The organism is Paenibacillus sp. JDR-2, assembly GCF_000023585.1.
Taxonomy (GTDB): domain Bacteria; phylum Bacillota; class Bacilli; order Paenibacillales; family Paenibacillaceae; genus Pristimantibacillus.
In genome coordinates this window covers 6,197,254-6,211,052 of sequence record NC_012914.1, presented here as the reverse complement: position 1 = coordinate 6,211,052, position 13,799 = coordinate 6,197,254, and the positions used below count along the sequence as shown (strand labels likewise).

General features: G+C 52.9%; 14 protein-coding genes and 1 riboswitch. Of the genes, 11 read left to right on the top strand and 3 right to left on the bottom strand.

The annotated features are described in order from the left end of the window. Positions 1 to 13 precede the first annotated feature (13 nt). The gene (locus PJDR2_RS27205; RefSeq protein WP_015846965.1) at positions 14 to 1,039 is read right to left on the bottom strand and encodes a LacI family DNA-binding transcriptional regulator; all 1,026 of its coding nucleotides are present in this window, start codon (positions 1,037 to 1,039) and stop codon (positions 14 to 16) included. 361 nt (positions 1,040 to 1,400) lie between these two features. Between PJDR2_RS27205 and PJDR2_RS27200 the strand changes: the two genes are divergently transcribed. From PJDR2_RS27200 to PJDR2_RS27180, 5 genes are all read left to right on the top strand, one after another. Further along, positions 1,401 to 2,735: an ABC transporter substrate-binding protein gene (locus PJDR2_RS27200; RefSeq protein ID WP_015846964.1), complete on the top strand. Its 1,335-nt coding sequence runs from the start codon at positions 1,401 to 1,403 to the stop codon at positions 2,733 to 2,735. 15 nt (positions 2,736 to 2,750) lie between these two features. Further along, entirely contained in the window at positions 2,751 to 3,626 is an 876-nt protein-coding gene (locus tag PJDR2_RS27195) for a carbohydrate ABC transporter permease (RefSeq protein ID WP_015846963.1), read from the top strand. Beyond that, complete coding sequence (locus PJDR2_RS27190; protein ID WP_015846962.1) at positions 3,613 to 4,452, top strand: carbohydrate ABC transporter permease; 840 nt, start codon at positions 3,613 to 3,615, stop codon at positions 4,450 to 4,452. Before PJDR2_RS27195 ends, PJDR2_RS27190 begins: the two co-directional genes overlap by 14 nt. 24 nt (positions 4,453 to 4,476) lie before the next feature. Then, a complete protein-coding gene (locus tag PJDR2_RS27185; protein WP_015846961.1) occupies positions 4,477 to 5,424 on the top strand; it encodes an MTP-1 family protein in 948 nt (315 codons plus the stop codon). A 70-nt stretch (positions 5,425 to 5,494) separates the two neighbouring features. Further along, positions 5,495 to 6,556, top strand: a complete 1,062-nt coding sequence (locus PJDR2_RS27180) for a glycoside hydrolase family 130 protein (RefSeq protein ID WP_015846960.1) — start codon at positions 5,495 to 5,497, stop codon at positions 6,554 to 6,556. A 664-nt stretch (positions 6,557 to 7,220) separates the two neighbouring features. Here the strand turns inward: PJDR2_RS27180 and PJDR2_RS27175 are convergent. Both PJDR2_RS27175 and PJDR2_RS27170 read right to left on the bottom strand, forming a co-directional pair. After that, positions 7,221 to 8,033, bottom strand: a complete 813-nt coding sequence (locus PJDR2_RS27175) for an ABC transporter permease subunit (protein ID WP_015846959.1) — start codon at positions 8,031 to 8,033, stop codon at positions 7,221 to 7,223. Then, complete coding sequence (locus tag PJDR2_RS27170) at positions 8,030 to 8,932, bottom strand: ABC transporter ATP-binding protein (protein ID WP_015846958.1); 903 nt, start codon at positions 8,930 to 8,932, stop codon at positions 8,030 to 8,032. The genes PJDR2_RS27175 and PJDR2_RS27170 overlap by 4 nt, the downstream gene beginning before the upstream one ends. A 156-nt stretch (positions 8,933 to 9,088) precedes the next feature. Between PJDR2_RS27170 and PJDR2_RS27165 the strand changes: the two genes are divergently transcribed. The 6 genes from PJDR2_RS27165 to PJDR2_RS27145 all read left to right on the top strand — a co-directional run bounded on the left by PJDR2_RS27165 (position 9,089) and on the right by PJDR2_RS27145 (position 13,552). Then, complete coding sequence (locus PJDR2_RS27165) at positions 9,089 to 9,691, top strand: TetR/AcrR family transcriptional regulator (RefSeq protein ID WP_015846957.1); 603 nt, start codon at positions 9,089 to 9,091, stop codon at positions 9,689 to 9,691. A 72-nt stretch (positions 9,692 to 9,763) separates the two neighbouring features. After that, on the top strand, positions 9,764 to 9,934 hold the full coding sequence (locus PJDR2_RS32610) for a DUF3934 domain-containing protein (protein WP_015846956.1): 171 nt from the start codon (positions 9,764 to 9,766) through the stop codon (positions 9,932 to 9,934). Positions 9,935 to 9,981: 47 nt separating this feature from the next. After that, positions 9,982 to 10,091: riboswitch (TPP riboswitch) on the top strand. Positions 10,092 to 10,183: 92 nt separating this feature from the next. Beyond that, positions 10,184 to 10,876, top strand: coding sequence for a thiaminase II (gene tenA, locus PJDR2_RS27160; RefSeq protein WP_015846955.1), 693 nt, complete (start codon positions 10,184 to 10,186; stop codon positions 10,874 to 10,876). Next, positions 10,873 to 11,697 carry an ABC transporter ATP-binding protein gene (locus PJDR2_RS27155; RefSeq protein ID WP_015846954.1) on the top strand — a complete coding sequence of 275 codons (825 nt, stop codon included), beginning with the start codon at positions 10,873 to 10,875 and terminating at the stop codon, positions 11,695 to 11,697. Before tenA ends, PJDR2_RS27155 begins: the two co-directional genes overlap by 4 nt. Further along, on the top strand, positions 11,697 to 12,446 hold the full coding sequence (locus PJDR2_RS27150) for an ABC transporter permease (protein WP_015846953.1): 750 nt from the start codon (positions 11,697 to 11,699) through the stop codon (positions 12,444 to 12,446). Before PJDR2_RS27155 ends, PJDR2_RS27150 begins: the two co-directional genes overlap by 1 nt. Before the next feature lie 83 nt (positions 12,447 to 12,529). Then, complete coding sequence (locus PJDR2_RS27145) at positions 12,530 to 13,552, top strand: ABC transporter substrate-binding protein (protein WP_265525084.1); 1,023 nt, start codon at positions 12,530 to 12,532, stop codon at positions 13,550 to 13,552. Positions 13,553 to 13,799: the final 247 nt, after the last annotated feature.

Here is a 13,799-nt window from a genome sequence, read left to right as displayed (position 1 = left end):
GCTAGCGTGGAGCTTAATCCCGTTGCAAAGCCGGACCGGTAGAACCTCTTACGAGCAGCTTGGTGGACAACAGGATCTCCGTCTTAGGCTGCTCGGAATCGTTAAGCCGGCTGATCAATTTCTCGACGGCGCAGCGCGCGTACAGATGAAGATCAACATCTACGGTTGTGATTGGCGGCGTAGCTAATCTGGACAAGTAACCGTTGTCAAAGCTAACGACCGAGACATCCTCCGGGACGCGCAGCCCCATCTGCTGCAAAGCCGAATTCACCATAAAGCCAAATCCGTCGTTGACGCAGAACCAGGCGGTCGGAAGTTCGGTTATTCCCTCCAGGAGCTTTCGGATTTCGCCGCTTTCCTCCTTCGCCGTCGTTACAAGCCACTCTTCCTTAAGCTCGATTCCAAGCTCGAAAGCAGCCAGCCGCATTCCCTCGAGCCTTTCGTAATAGCTTGGCGAGAAGCGGATATTCCCCATGTAACCAATTTTCTTGTGCCCTAAATTAGCCAAATGACGGATGGCCTCGTACGCGCTGAACCGGTTGTTAGTAAGGATGGAGTCGGCAGCGAGGTCCGGATGGTGATGGTCAATCAACACGGAAGGAATTCCGGTGTCGAGAACCGCTTGGATATAAGGCGTCGTTATATGAGACAAAATAAGGATGCCGTCAACCGCGCGTTGTTGAATAAAAGGCGGCAGCGTAAGGGAAGCGGCATCTTCCGGGCTGATGGATTGGATAATGAGCTCGATGCCTCTTTGTTTCAATTCTTTGTCGACGCTCAGATAAATATCGCCAAAGAAGCTTTTCATGGAGAATGCGTAATTCGAAGCGATCAAGGCGATCGTACGCGGAGCCGAATGCAGCAATGCCGGCTGGTCGACCCGCTTGCTGTATACATAACCCATGTCGTCAGCCGTCTGCATAATCAAGCGGCGCGTCTCATCGCTTACGCCCGGTTTGCCAGTGAGCGCTTGAGATATGGAATTCTTGGACAAGCTTAGCTTGTCTGCAATATCCTGCATCGTAACTTTTCTGTTCACGAGGTTAACCTCCGTCGGGACTTTGATTTCGGCGCTGCGCTTATGCGCGGAACGCTAAAATAAGGCTCGTTTTCTTTAATTGTTCCCGTTCCTCGAAAGTGTGTCAAGCCACACTTCCGGTATTGGAAAAAGGAAGGAGGAACGGTTAGTTCACCATCTATTGTAACGTTACAAAACTAATTAGTAAAGTGTATAGTAATGTTATTATGAAGATGATTATTGCGATAATCACTTGACAAGACAATAATGACAGCGCATAATAAGGGTCGTAAACGCTTCCAGTCACTTTATGTCATGCGATACAACATGACGGAATTAATTTTGTCATTATAAAATCATGTTTTTGGGAGGTCATTGTTCCATGAAGAAAAAAGCACCGGTTCTGCTTACCACTATTGTGGCGCTTGGAATGCTGAGTGCCTGCTCGACAGGCCAAGGCGGCCAGAATCAGACGGGAAACAGCTCGTCGGGCGCGGGCAAGGTTACGACTATCGAGTTTTGGGCGGCTCCTAACCCGACCCAGCAGGCTTATTGGCAGGAGCTCGCCAAGGCTTACGAAGCAACGAACGACAAGGTGAAGATCAACGTCAGCGCCATCAAGGAATCGCCGACGTCCGAGGCCAGCATTCAATCGGCCATCGCGGCGAAAAGCGCGCCAACGATCTCCGAAAACATTAACCGCGGCTTCGCTGCTCAGCTGTCCAACAGTAAGGCGCTGGTACCGCTCGATACGCTGGAAGGCTACAACGATATTATTCAAGGACGCAATATGAGCAAAACGATCGAGCCATGGAAGTTCGCCGACGGCCATCAGTACGTGCTGCCGATCTACTCCAACCCGATGCTGTTCGGCTGGCGCCTGGATGTTCTGAAGGAGCTTGGCTATAACGAGCCGCCTAAGACTTACAGCGAAGTTCTTGAAGTGACGAAGAAGCTGAAGGCGAAATACGGAGACAAGAAGTTCCTATGGGCAAAACCGGATCTCGCGGATCCTACGGCCTGGAAGCGCTGGTTCGACTTCTACATGCTGTATGACGCGGCTTCGAACGGCAACAAGTTCATTGAAGGCGATCAATTCACCGGAGACGAGAAAGCCGGAACCGAAGTGCTTACCTTTGTTGACAACCTGCGCAAGGAAAACGGTCTTCTTTCCCGTCAGGTGACGGATCCGTTCGAGAACGGAACGGGTATCTTTACCGACGTTGGACCATGGACATTTACGACCTGGGCAGAAAAATATCCGGAGCTGAAGTTTAACGAAACGTACGCGCTCAGCATGCCGCCGGTACCGGACGACGTTGATCCGGCGCAAAGCAAAACGTTTGCCGATACGAAGGGACTCGTCATCTACGCTTCCGCAACGAAAGAACAGCAGCAGGCAGCCCTTGATTTCATCAAATGGGTGTACAGCGACGCGAAGAACGACGCCAAGTGGTTCGAGCAGACAAATCTGCCGCCGGCGCGCGACGACCTGTCTACGAACGAATCGTTTAAGGCGATTCTGGACGCGAAACCACAGCTGAAGCCATACGCGGATAACGTGCCAAATGCCGTACCGCCGATGGACAACGCCAAATACAACGACCTGCAGACGATTATCGGCGAGCAGGCATTCAATAAAGTCGTCAAAGGCGAAATCGCTCCGACGGAGGGCTGGGCGGCGATGAAGTCCGCTTTGGAAAAAGCCCTGAAGTAAGGGAGGCTCCTATTCATGGACCAACGCAATAACAAGTTGGGCTGGTTATTTACCAGCCCTTATCTCATCTATTCCTTAATCTTCTTTTTCGGACCGCTGATCTGGTCGTTTTTCCTGTCCATCACGGACTGGGACTTGATCGCCCCGACGTTTAATTTCGTTGGCTTCGCCAACTTTATGGACGCTTTGCAGGATTCAAGCGTGCATGCGGCTTTTTGGAATACGTATAAGTTCATGATGATTTTTGTTCCGCTCGTTACCGTATTGGCGGTGGCAGTGGCAGTGCTTGTACACGGACTGAACCGGTTCAAAAGTCTGTTCCTGATCGGCTTCTTCCTGCCTTACCTGAGTTCCGGCGTCGTTAGCGCTCTGATCGTAAAAGGCTTGCTTTCCTATACGAGCCCCGTAAACGTCTCTTTGCGCGGCATCGGGCTGGATATCAACTGGCTTGGTTCACCGTTCTCGGCGCTTTGCGTGGTAGGCGCGATTCTTGCATGGAAATTTACGGGCTATTACGCGCTTATTATTACTTCAGGCCTTGAAAGCATAGATAAGGAAGTGTATGAGGCAGCTGCGATTGACGGCGTGAAGGACAGCCAGCGTTTCTGGCGCATTACGCTTCCGCTGCTCTATCCTTCGCTGTATACGACGCTTATTCTGGCGTTTGGCGTTACCTTTGGCATTTTCACGGAGGTGTATCAGCTGACTGGCGGCGGACCGGGACATGCGACGAACACCTGGCAGATGGAAATTTTCAAGCAGGCGTTCCAGAACATGCAGGTTGGTTACGCATCCGCGGTAGCGCTGCTGGCTTCGGTGGCGACGTTTATTTCGATCTTCGTTATCCGCAAAATTCTGGAGATGTGGGGGAAGCGCAATGGTTGGGTCTAAAAAGCACAGCGGTACGAGAAGAGCTGTTCGATACGGAATCGCGGCCGTGCTCCTGCTCATTATGGTGTATCCATACCTGTATATGGTGCTCAGCTCCTTCGCGGATTGGACGCAGATCGACAAGCAGCTCTTTCCTACCCGATTTACGACCAAGTCGTACGATTGGCTCTTCAATGGCGGCGAGACCGGTATTACACGGCCTTGGATAAACGCCTTTTTTAACAGTATCTTCGTCTCGATCGCTTCAACGGCGCTTATGATGTTCTTCGGCATCATGGTTGCTTACGCGCTGTCGAAGCTGAATTTCTTCGGCCGGAACGCGATCAATAACTTTGTTCTGTTTCATATGTTCTTCCCGGCTATCATTCTGCTCGTGCCGTCGTTTCTGATTATTCAGCGTGTGGGCTTGTACGATACGTATTTGGGGCTTATCATCCCGAAGGCCGTCAGTTTATGGGCGATTTTTATGTACACGAACTTCTTCAAGGCGGTGCCGACAGTCTTCATCGAAGCGGCCAAGCTGGACGGAGCGTCCGATCTGAAAATCATGTTCCGAATCATGCTGCCGATGTCGAAATCGATCACGACCGTCATCTTCCTGTTCCTGCTTATGGAACGGTGGACGGAGCTGCTATGGGATATGATTGCGGTCAAGAGCGACTCCATGCTGACGCTGAACGTGTTATTGTCCCAGATGTTTGGGCCGTATGGGTCTTATCCGGGTCCTCTGTACGCGGCTTCAACCATCCTGACGCTGCCGATTATCGTGATGTTCCTGATATTCAGCAAGAAGTTCCAAGAAGGCATGCAGTTCAGCCTGAAATAACATCAACATTGGGGGAAACGAACCATGACCGTTCAAGAACCAATTGCCCGCAGGCCGCTGGCCTGCACCGAGCTTCTCGAAGCCTACCGTGCCTCCGGAGCCCGGGCTGACAGCCCGTCGCGTATCGTCTTCGAAGGCGTAGGCGATAAAGACGTATACAATATCGCCGCTCCAATCCAAGATGGCGGGCTCTATATCATTCCGGGACGCGTGGAATCGAGGGACAGCGAGCATTCCGACGTCGTCTTCTTCTCCGAGCAAGGCGGCAAGTGGCTTCCCGTAGAAGACGCTCCCGTGCTGGCGCTTCAGGATCCGTTCCATTGCCGAATTGGCGGGGAACTGGTGCTTGGAGGCGTCGAGATCTATCCGCATCCGGAACGGGAGGACGCGCTTATGTGGCGTACGGTCTTTTACCGCGGCAGCGGCATTCGCGATTTGAAGCCCTTCTTCAAAGGACCTGACGGAATGAAGGATATCCGTCTTGTCGAGCTTCAAAGCGGCAGCATTGGGGTCTTCACCCGCCCGCAGGGCGAGAAGGGAGGCCGCGGCAAAATCGGTTTTGCGCGGGTTGCTTCGCTGGATGCCCTGACGACGAATGTTATCGACGACGCGCCGCTCCTTGAAGGGCAATTCGCGGAAGGCGAATGGGGCGGTGCCAATGAAGCTCATTTGCTGAACGACGGCCGAATCGGCGTGCTTGGCCATACGGCCTGCTTCGACGAAGCCGGAGACCGTCATTATTATCCGATGGCCTTCGTATTTGATCCGGGGAATGCTTCTTTTACCGATATGAAGATGATCGCCGAGCGCAACCGGTTCCTGCCTGGACCGTCCAAGCGGCCGGACCTGCAGGATGTTGTCTTTAGCGGCGGCCTGGTGAGACGGGAGGACGGCAGCGCCTTGTTGTATGCCGGTATCAGCGATGCCGATGCGCAGATGTTGACCATCAACGACCCTTTTGCCGGTTTGTAATTTCGGTTAATCATAATTACCCGGCCGAATAAGGCCGGTCAAGCAATGAACGAAAGAAAGGACTCATCTTATGAACATCTATAGATATGAACAGAATCCATTGGTTACGCCCGCGGACGTTAAACCGCACCGTCCCGATTTTGAAGTTATCGGCGCGTTTAACGCCGGAATCGCGGAATATAACGGGGAGGTTATCATGCTGCTCCGCGTTGCTGAACGGCCTATCAGCCCGGACCCGAATGTCGTGCTGGCGCCGGTCTATAACGTGGAACGGGGCGAGCTGGACTTGTTCCCGGTCCGCTTGGACGACGAGGATTACGATTTCTCCGATCCGCGCGTTATCGTACGGAAGGAGCATGCGCCGTCGTTTGAATACCTGACTTCCTTGTCTTACCTTCGTATTGCGCGAAGCAAAGACGGCCGGCATTTTACCATCAACGATAAGCCGTTTGTGTATCCGTCCCAATCGCTTGAGACGTTTGGGATCGAGGACCCCCGCATTACGCAGATCGGGGATACCTATTATATTTACTTCTCGGCGGTTTCGCCGGTTGGCATCGGTGAATCGCTTGTGTCGACGAAGGATTTCGAGAGCGTGACTCATCACGGGATGATCTTTGGTCCGGATAACAAAGACGTGCTGATCTTCCCGGAACGCGTGAACGGCAAGTATTACGCGCTGCACCGTCCAACGACAAAGAGCTGCGGACGTCCGGAGATGTGGATTGCGGAGTCCGACAACCTGCTCTACTGGGGCAATCACCGCCACTTAATCGGGCTGCGCGATGGCATGTGGGACAGCGGCCGTCTTGGCGGCGGCGCTGTGCCGATCAAGACGGACAAAGGCTGGCTTGAGCTGTACCATGGCGCGACCAAAGATAACCGCTATTGCATGGGCGCGGTGCTGCTGGACCTGAACGACCCGTCCAAGGTTATTGCCCGTTCCGGCAAGCCGGTTATGGAGCCGGAGGCCGACTATGAGCAGAATGGCTTCTTCGGCGGAGTAGTGTTCTCTTGCGGCGCGCTGGTAGACGGCGATCGTATCCGTATGTATTACGGAGCTGCCGATACGTCCATGGCTTGCGCCGAGCTTAGCCTAAGCGAGATTCTGGATAGTCTGGAAGCTGTATAAACCTAATGAAAAAGCCGTCCCTTCTGTGCCTTTGGGCAGCAGGGACGGCTTTTTTTGTACGGCGTTGGGATAAGACCCTGGCAGGGTCTTATCGGGCGAAATCCGAGTAATATTGGTGATCGTAAGACCCTGGCAGGGTCTTATTTGCATAGGTAAGTCGGGGATGTGCATGTTGCTGGCGTGCGGCGTTGGGATAAGACCCTGGCAGGGTCTTAACGTGCGAAGTCCGAGTAATATTGGTGATCATAAGACCCCGCGAGGGTCTTATTTGCTTAGGTTTAGTGGGATACCGACGGTGTTAAGGGTGAGGTGGCTTAAGGTGTGTTAGAGAGCTAACCAGATAAGATCCCTAAGGGGCCTTAAGCGGCTCCGTAAGGTGAAAATTGAAGTCCTTAAGGTCCCTTAGTGACCTTAAGGATTAACGTTATGCTTGAAATGGCAAATAAAACGCCAATGTTTGTACACTTAAGATCCCTCAGGGACCTTAAGCTGACTTGCAATGACAAAAAGAAAGCCGTTAAGGTCCTTTAGGGACCTTAACGGCGCAATTGACGGAAGGCACGTGAGTACCCGACGGGGTTGAGTGCCGCAGGCGAGGTGGCCGGATGCGTCCCCGCTGACTAGCTCCGCATCTTGCCACGCCGCCGCGGGCCACCGGTTCCCGTCATAGCGGAAGATCCCTCTTACTGAAGGAGATAATACCAGCAGCGAAGCAGGCAAGGCCAATCGCCAGCAGCATCAGCGAGGAGAGCAGCGGATCGCCGCTGCCGGCGGCTATATCGCTTGGCCGGTACAGCGCGAAGATCGAGATGTACCGGAGCCATTCCACGCTGTCGCTGATTTTGCCAAGCATATCGAGCGCGAACATGCCGATAACGATAAATCCGGAGGTGCCAAGCGCCTTTTTCTCATCGTTCATTATGGAAGAGATCAGGAAGCTAATGCCGCTGGCCGCGATAAACAGCATCCAAGCAACAGCGTTCATCTCCAAGTAACGGGCTCCGTTGAATTCGAACTTATTTCCGATTAACCATACGTAGCCGAGGAGTCCGGCACCTGTTGTGACAAGCATAATAATCAGAAGCCCCGTGGACAGCACGCCTGCCTGGGTTAAGGCAACCTGCCGGCGGGTCGTTGGCGTAGACAACAGATAAGACATCGATCCCTGATCCACCATGCGGGCCATAAGACCGGTCGACAGCATGATGCTGAAGATCGAGAGCAGAAGCGGGAGGATAAGTCCGTAATATTCGCCGGAAATAAAAGCCTCCATGCTGCCAAAGCCGCCTTGGATATTAAAGGCGCTAACAACCCCTTCCGGCATCGATTTAATCAATTCATTTAAAGCCCCCGTATTGTCGGCAATGCCGGGATACAGCCAGAACATAAGCAAAATGTAGAAGGCTGAGCCAAACGCATAATTGCTCATGCCTTTCAGGTGTATCTTCATCATTTGCTTGAAAAGCGGGAAGTTCATAACGCCGCCGCCCCCTTGTCCATGTTCCGGTCGTAGTACTGCATAAAGACGTCCTCGAGATTTTGCGCCGTAATATCCAGGCTGCGCACCTTATATTTCGCGGCTTCATGAATCAGCTCGTTATAATTCCCCTGCACGGCAACGGTAACCCGTCTTCCGTCACGGGATTCCACCGGCACGCGGCCGCTCTGCGCGAAAGCCTCGGCATCCTCCGGATGCTCGAACACGATCGCAACCAGCTTCCGCTGCATCGACTGCAGCTCGTGAATATTGTTGGTGGCGACGATAACGCCGTCCTTTATAATCGCGGCGCGGTCGCAGGTCCGCTCAATTTCCGGAAAGCTGTGGGAGGACATGAGGAAGGTGGTGCCGCGGGCTTTCTCCTCAAGCACAAGCTCGATGAACAACTGCTGCATTAGCGGATCCAAGCCGGAAGTCGGCTCATCCAGAATGATCAGCTCCGGTCTATGCATAAAAGCCGCAACGATGCCGACCTTTTGCTTCATCCCTTTGGACATTTTGCGGATCGGGGTGGAGACGTCGAACTGAAGCCGTTCGATCAGCTCCTTGCGCCGCGCCGCGCTGTCCACCCGTTGCATGCGGGCCAGAAACGCTAGAAACTCCTTGCCCGTCATTCCTTCGATAAAAGCGATCTCCCCCGGCAAATAGCCGACCAGCCTCTGTACGGTCCCTTGCTGCTTCCATGTATCCAGTCCTTTAATCGACGCGCTACCGCGGTCGGGCTTCATGAAGCCCATAATATGGCGGATCGTTGTGGATTTCCCGGCGCCGTTAGGACCAAGAAAGCCAAATACCTCTCCTTGCTTCACGGTAAAGGACACATCGGTAATCCCTTTGCCGCCCGGAAAAAGCTTCGTTAAACCGTCTACGACCAGCATGCTGACCGCACCTTCTTTCGAAAAGTTATGAAATATTAATATCTCTATATTTCATCATTATGATAGGCTCGGCTAAAAGAGAAGTCAATGGGGTTATGAAATATTTATGTGCTATAATTTCATTAGTTCATACTTATTGGAGAGCCGGAGGGTAACATGAACGGATTTGAAAAAAGAGCCGAGCAGCTTAAAGCAAAGATCAGGGACGCGGTCCTCGCGATGCTTCAGGGCTGTGAGCCTAAATATATCCGCATTGCCGACATCGCTGCCGAAGCAGGGGTGTCGCAGGTGACGATCTATAACTATTTTGGCAGCAAAGAGATTCTCATTCGGGAAGCCTTCAAGCATTACGTTACGGAGCATGTTGACGATTTCGAAATGTTCATGAGCCGCGGTCCAACGTTTCAGCAGTTCGTGGAATACGTGGTTAAGGCCGATACAGAAGCATTCCGCCGCTTCACTCCGGAATTCATTCAGCAGATGATGAGCGGCGATCCGGCGTTTGCGGATTATATCGACGAGGTGACGCAGCGGAGAGCTATGCCGCTTATGCATGCTTTTATCGAGGAGTGCAAGCAGCGGGGGCAAATCTCGGACAAGGTATCGACGCAGATGATCCTGACTTACGTGAACATGTTTGTCGCGCAATCCCAAAAGCTGCTGGAAGAGGCGCAGCAAAGCGGGAAAGGCGAGCAATTCTTCGAGGAATTTCTCCACTTGTTCTTTTACGGCGTTTGCGGGATTGAGCCGGAGGCTTAAGCTTAAACATTGCTATTACCGCCCTGCTATTGGTACAATACACCGTATTAGAGGACAAGGGAGCTGTACAGATTGGTTAAAGCAAAAAAGAGCGGCATCGGACAAGGAACCGGCAAGAAGGGCTGGAGCCGTTGGGATAAGGCCGAAAAGAAGAAGAGCGCGAAGCGTGTATTCAGCAAAGGGCCTAAGGCTGGCGCGGAGAAGAAGGAAACGGCTGAAGGCAAGGGCGGAGCCGGCGAATAATAGGTTATTGCCTAATATTCACAGATCCGTTATAGTGAGTGTAATTGCATAATGCGTGCGGGTGCTGGATAAAGTCCGGCTGAGATAGGCAACTTGTTTGCCTGACCGTTAATCTGAACCAGGTAATGCTGGCGTAGAGAACCGATCGAATTACAGCCATTCGTATATTCGCGGATGGTTTTTTCTGTTGTTCTAGCGCCCCCTCGTTAGTTACCTATGGTTACTAAAGCAAAGGAGTGGCAGAAAGCAATGCAAACGAAAACGATAAAAACCGGGGAATTCACCGGGAGATTGTACGAGAGCTCGAAGGGGATCTGGGAACAGAGTCACCGTCATCCTTTTCTCGAGGAGCTGAAGGCAGGGACACTGGATCCCGCGAAGTTTATCTTTTACCTCAAGCAAGACTACGTCTACTTAATCGATTATGCCAAAATGTTCGCTTACGGCAGCATTAAGGCTAACGACCTCCATACGATGGGGAAATTCTCCGAGCTATGCCATTCCGTTCTGAACGTGGAAATGGGACTGCACCGGCAATACGCCGAGCGATTCGGCGTGACAACGGAAGAGCTGGAGAGAACGGAACCATCACCTACCACAATCGCTTATACCAAATATCTGCTTGACGTTGCCGCGCATGGCTCAATCGCCGAGGTTGCGGCGGCTGTACTTCCTTGCATGTGGAGCTACCGGGAGATTGGCGTCCTGTTCGCTGAAGCGCCCGGCGCGCTTGATCATCCTCTCTACCGGGACTGGATTTTGATGTACAGCTCCGAGGAGTTTGGCGAGCTGACCAACTGGTGCATCGGCATCATGGATGAACTGGCGGAAGCTTTGCCGGAGCCGGAGCTGGCGAAGCTCGAGCAGCATTTCATCATGGCTTCCAAGCTTGAATATATGTTCTGGGATATGGCCTACCGAGAGGAAGAGTGGCCGGTGTGAACAAGCAGCAGATTACCGTAAAGAGGGCTCGGGAAGAGGGCTTAACGGTTTCGGCGGGCTTGACTGTTAAAGGGCTGACATACCGGTTTGAAGGCGAGGAGCCGCTCTTCGACGGACTTGATCTGGAAGTGCCCAAGGGGCAATTCGTCAGTATCGTAGCTGCAAGCGGCATGGGCAAAACAACCCTGTTCCGTCTGCTCGCCGGTCTTCTCCAGCCCGAATCCGGAACGATTGCGGCAGCGGGTGCCGTTCCCGGTCAGCGAAGCACCATCGGCTATATGCCGCAGCGAGACTGCCTGATGCCTTGGCGCACGGTGCAGGATAACGCAGCTGTCGGCCTCGAGCTTGCCGGCATGCCTAAGCGCGAAGCAAGGCGTAGGGTGCTCGAGATGCTGCCTGAGCTTGGGCTGGCGGGTACGGAATCGAAATATCCGCATGAGCTGTCGGGCGGTATGCGTCAGCGGGTGTCGTTCCTCCGCTCCTTGCTTGCCGGCGGAGAGCTGATGCTCCTTGATGAACCGTTCAGCGCACTGGATGCGATGACGCGGATCAGCATGCAGCAATGGCTGCTGCAGGTGTGGGAGAAGCATCGGAAGACGATCCTGTTCATCACGCATGATATCGACGAGGCTTTGTTGCTCTCGGATCAGGTGCTTGTTGCGGCGTCGAGACCAATTACGCAACTTGAGCCGCTTGCGGTTGACTTGCCGCGTCCGCGAACCTATGAGACAACGCTTGATGAACGTTTTGCCAATTTGAAGCGCCTGCTACTCCGGCAGCTTGGCCGGATCACTTCCAATCAGGAAGGAGGCGCGGGCTGATGAAGCTGTTTAAGGATAAGCTTCCAATCCTTCTGTTTATCCTGCTGCTGGCCGGATGCTGGGAGCTTGGGACTCGCGTATTTGATGTTCCGGCTTATATCATTCCTCGGCTGTCGGATGTTTTTGCCGCGCTTCTAAATCACGCAGCGCTGCTGGGCAAGCATTTTGCCCTGACGCTATGGGAGGCTCTGCTTGGTCTGGCTTTCTCGGTCGTGTTTGGCGTGTTGTCCGCCATTTGGATTGACAGCTCCAGCCTTGCGCGCAAGACGATTTATCCGTTGATCGTAGCTTCGCAGACGATTCCGATTATCGCGTTGTCGCCCATTATGGTCATGTGGTTTGGCTATGAGATCGGAAGCAAAATCTCGGTTGTTATTCTGTTCACCTTCTTCCCGGTTGCGGTCAATACGGCGGACGGATTCCGCGTGGCGGACCGCGAGATCGGGGAGCTGCTCCGTTCAATGGGAGCGGGCAAAGCGCAGCTGTTTCTGAAATGGAAGATTCCTTCCGCGCTGCCATCCTTCTTCACCGGACTAAAAATGGCTGCCGCCATCAGTGTCGGCGGGGCCACGCTTGGCGAATGGCTGGGCGGAGAGTCCGGGCTTGGCGTCTATACGAAACGGGCAGCGAATATGCTGCGCGGCGATGATGTGTTCGCCGGCGTGCTCCTCTTGTCGCTGATGGGAATTGCATTGTTTATTGCCGCGCAAATCATAGAGAGACTGGTGCTTGGGCACAGGCGTGTTTAGAACATGCTTGAGTAGCGAGAATCGCCAGTATGGCTGGAGTCAGATCTATTAAAGGTAATTCTTTTTAGGGAGAGATCATTCTTATGTTCAGGACTAATAATCGATTCATGAAATCAGGTTTAGCTTTAGGATTGGTATTTGCTTTATTGCTGACGGCGTGCTCTTCTAAGAAGGACGACAGCAAAGAGGCCGGCTCAGCTGCACGGCAAACAGAGGAGTTAACGGTGCTGCTGGACTGGTATCCGAATGCGGTGCATACGTTTTTGTACGCGGCGGAGGAACAAGGGTATTTTGAAGAAGAAGGGCTTAAGGTCAAGCTCCAGACGCCTGCCGATACGAACGACGCGCTGAAGCTGGTCGCTACGGGCAAAGCCGATCTGGCGCTTAGCTACCAGACTCAGATAGCCGTTGCCCGCTCGGAGGATATTCCGGTCGTATCGGTTGGTGCGATTGTCCGCCATCCGCTTAATCAGCTTTTTGTATCGGAAGGGGCGGGGATTAAAACCCCGAAGGACCTGGAAGGCAAAAAAATCGGCTATCCTTCCTTACCGCTGGATGAAGCTATGGTTAATACGATGGTGAAGGCGGATGGGGGCGATCCGTCGAAATTAAATTATGTCGATATCGGCTGGGATCTGATTCCGGCGATGACAACAAACCGCGTCGATGGCATTATCGGCGGCTATATCAATCACGAGAAGCTGCTGCTCGAGAAGGAAGGCGAGAAGCTGATTTCGTTTAACCCGGCGGATTACGGCGTTCCGGATTATTACGAGCTGGTGCTTACGGCAAGCGAGAAAGAGCTCGGCAGCAAAGGCGGTGCCATTAAACGGTTCCTCGCCGCTGCAGCGAAAGGCCAGGAATATACCGCAAGCCATCCGGATGAAGCGCTGAAGCTGCTGCTGGATAAGCAAAGCACCGACTTCCCGCTGGATGCGGATATCGAGAAGCAAAGCTTAAGCATATTGCTGCCGCTGATGGATGCGGGCGAAGAGCCTTTTGCCAGCCAATCCGAGGAGTCCTGGAATAACATTATTAATTGGCTGACGGAGCATGGTCAGATCAAGAAGCCGGTGAAGGCGGCGGATGCTTTCCGCAACTTGTAGGCAATATTGGTTGATGCTTTCGAAGCAAGAATCGCCACAACGGCCTTAAAGAGCCCGTTTGTGTGACAATTCTTTAAGCGAATGCTTTCGAAGCAAGAATCGCCACAACGGCCTTAAAAAGCCCGTTTGTGTGACAATTCTTTAAGCGAATGCTTTCGAAGCAAGAATCGCCACAACGGCCTTAAAGAGCCCGTTTGTGTGACAATTCTTTAAGCGAATGCTTTCGAAGCAAGAATCGCCACAACGG

Coding starts and splice junctions, on each gene's coding strand:
- PJDR2_RS27200 (WP_015846964.1), top strand. CDS start 1,401: ATGAAGAAAAAAGCACCGGTTCTGCTTACCACTATTGTGGCGCTTGGA.
- PJDR2_RS27180 (WP_015846960.1), top strand. CDS start 5,495: ATGAACATCTATAGATATGAACAGAATCCATTGGTTACGCCCGCGGAC.
- PJDR2_RS27185 (WP_015846961.1), top strand. CDS start 4,477: ATGACCGTTCAAGAACCAATTGCCCGCAGGCCGCTGGCCTGCACCGAG.
- PJDR2_RS27175 (WP_015846959.1), bottom strand. CDS start 8,033: ATGAACTTCCCGCTTTTCAAGCAAATGATGAAGATACACCTGAAAGGC.
- PJDR2_RS27150 (WP_015846953.1), top strand. CDS start 11,697: ATGAAGCTGTTTAAGGATAAGCTTCCAATCCTTCTGTTTATCCTGCTG.
- PJDR2_RS27190 (WP_015846962.1), top strand. CDS start 3,613: ATGGTTGGGTCTAAAAAGCACAGCGGTACGAGAAGAGCTGTTCGATAC.
- PJDR2_RS27145 (WP_265525084.1), top strand. CDS start 12,530: ATGTTCAGGACTAATAATCGATTCATGAAATCAGGTTTAGCTTTAGGA.
- PJDR2_RS27165 (WP_015846957.1), top strand. CDS start 9,089: ATGAACGGATTTGAAAAAAGAGCCGAGCAGCTTAAAGCAAAGATCAGG.
- PJDR2_RS27195 (WP_015846963.1), top strand. CDS start 2,751: ATGGACCAACGCAATAACAAGTTGGGCTGGTTATTTACCAGCCCTTAT.
- PJDR2_RS27170 (WP_015846958.1), bottom strand. CDS start 8,932: ATGCTGGTCGTAGACGGTTTAACGAAGCTTTTTCCGGGCGGCAAAGGG.
- tenA (WP_015846955.1), top strand. CDS start 10,184: ATGCAAACGAAAACGATAAAAACCGGGGAATTCACCGGGAGATTGTAC.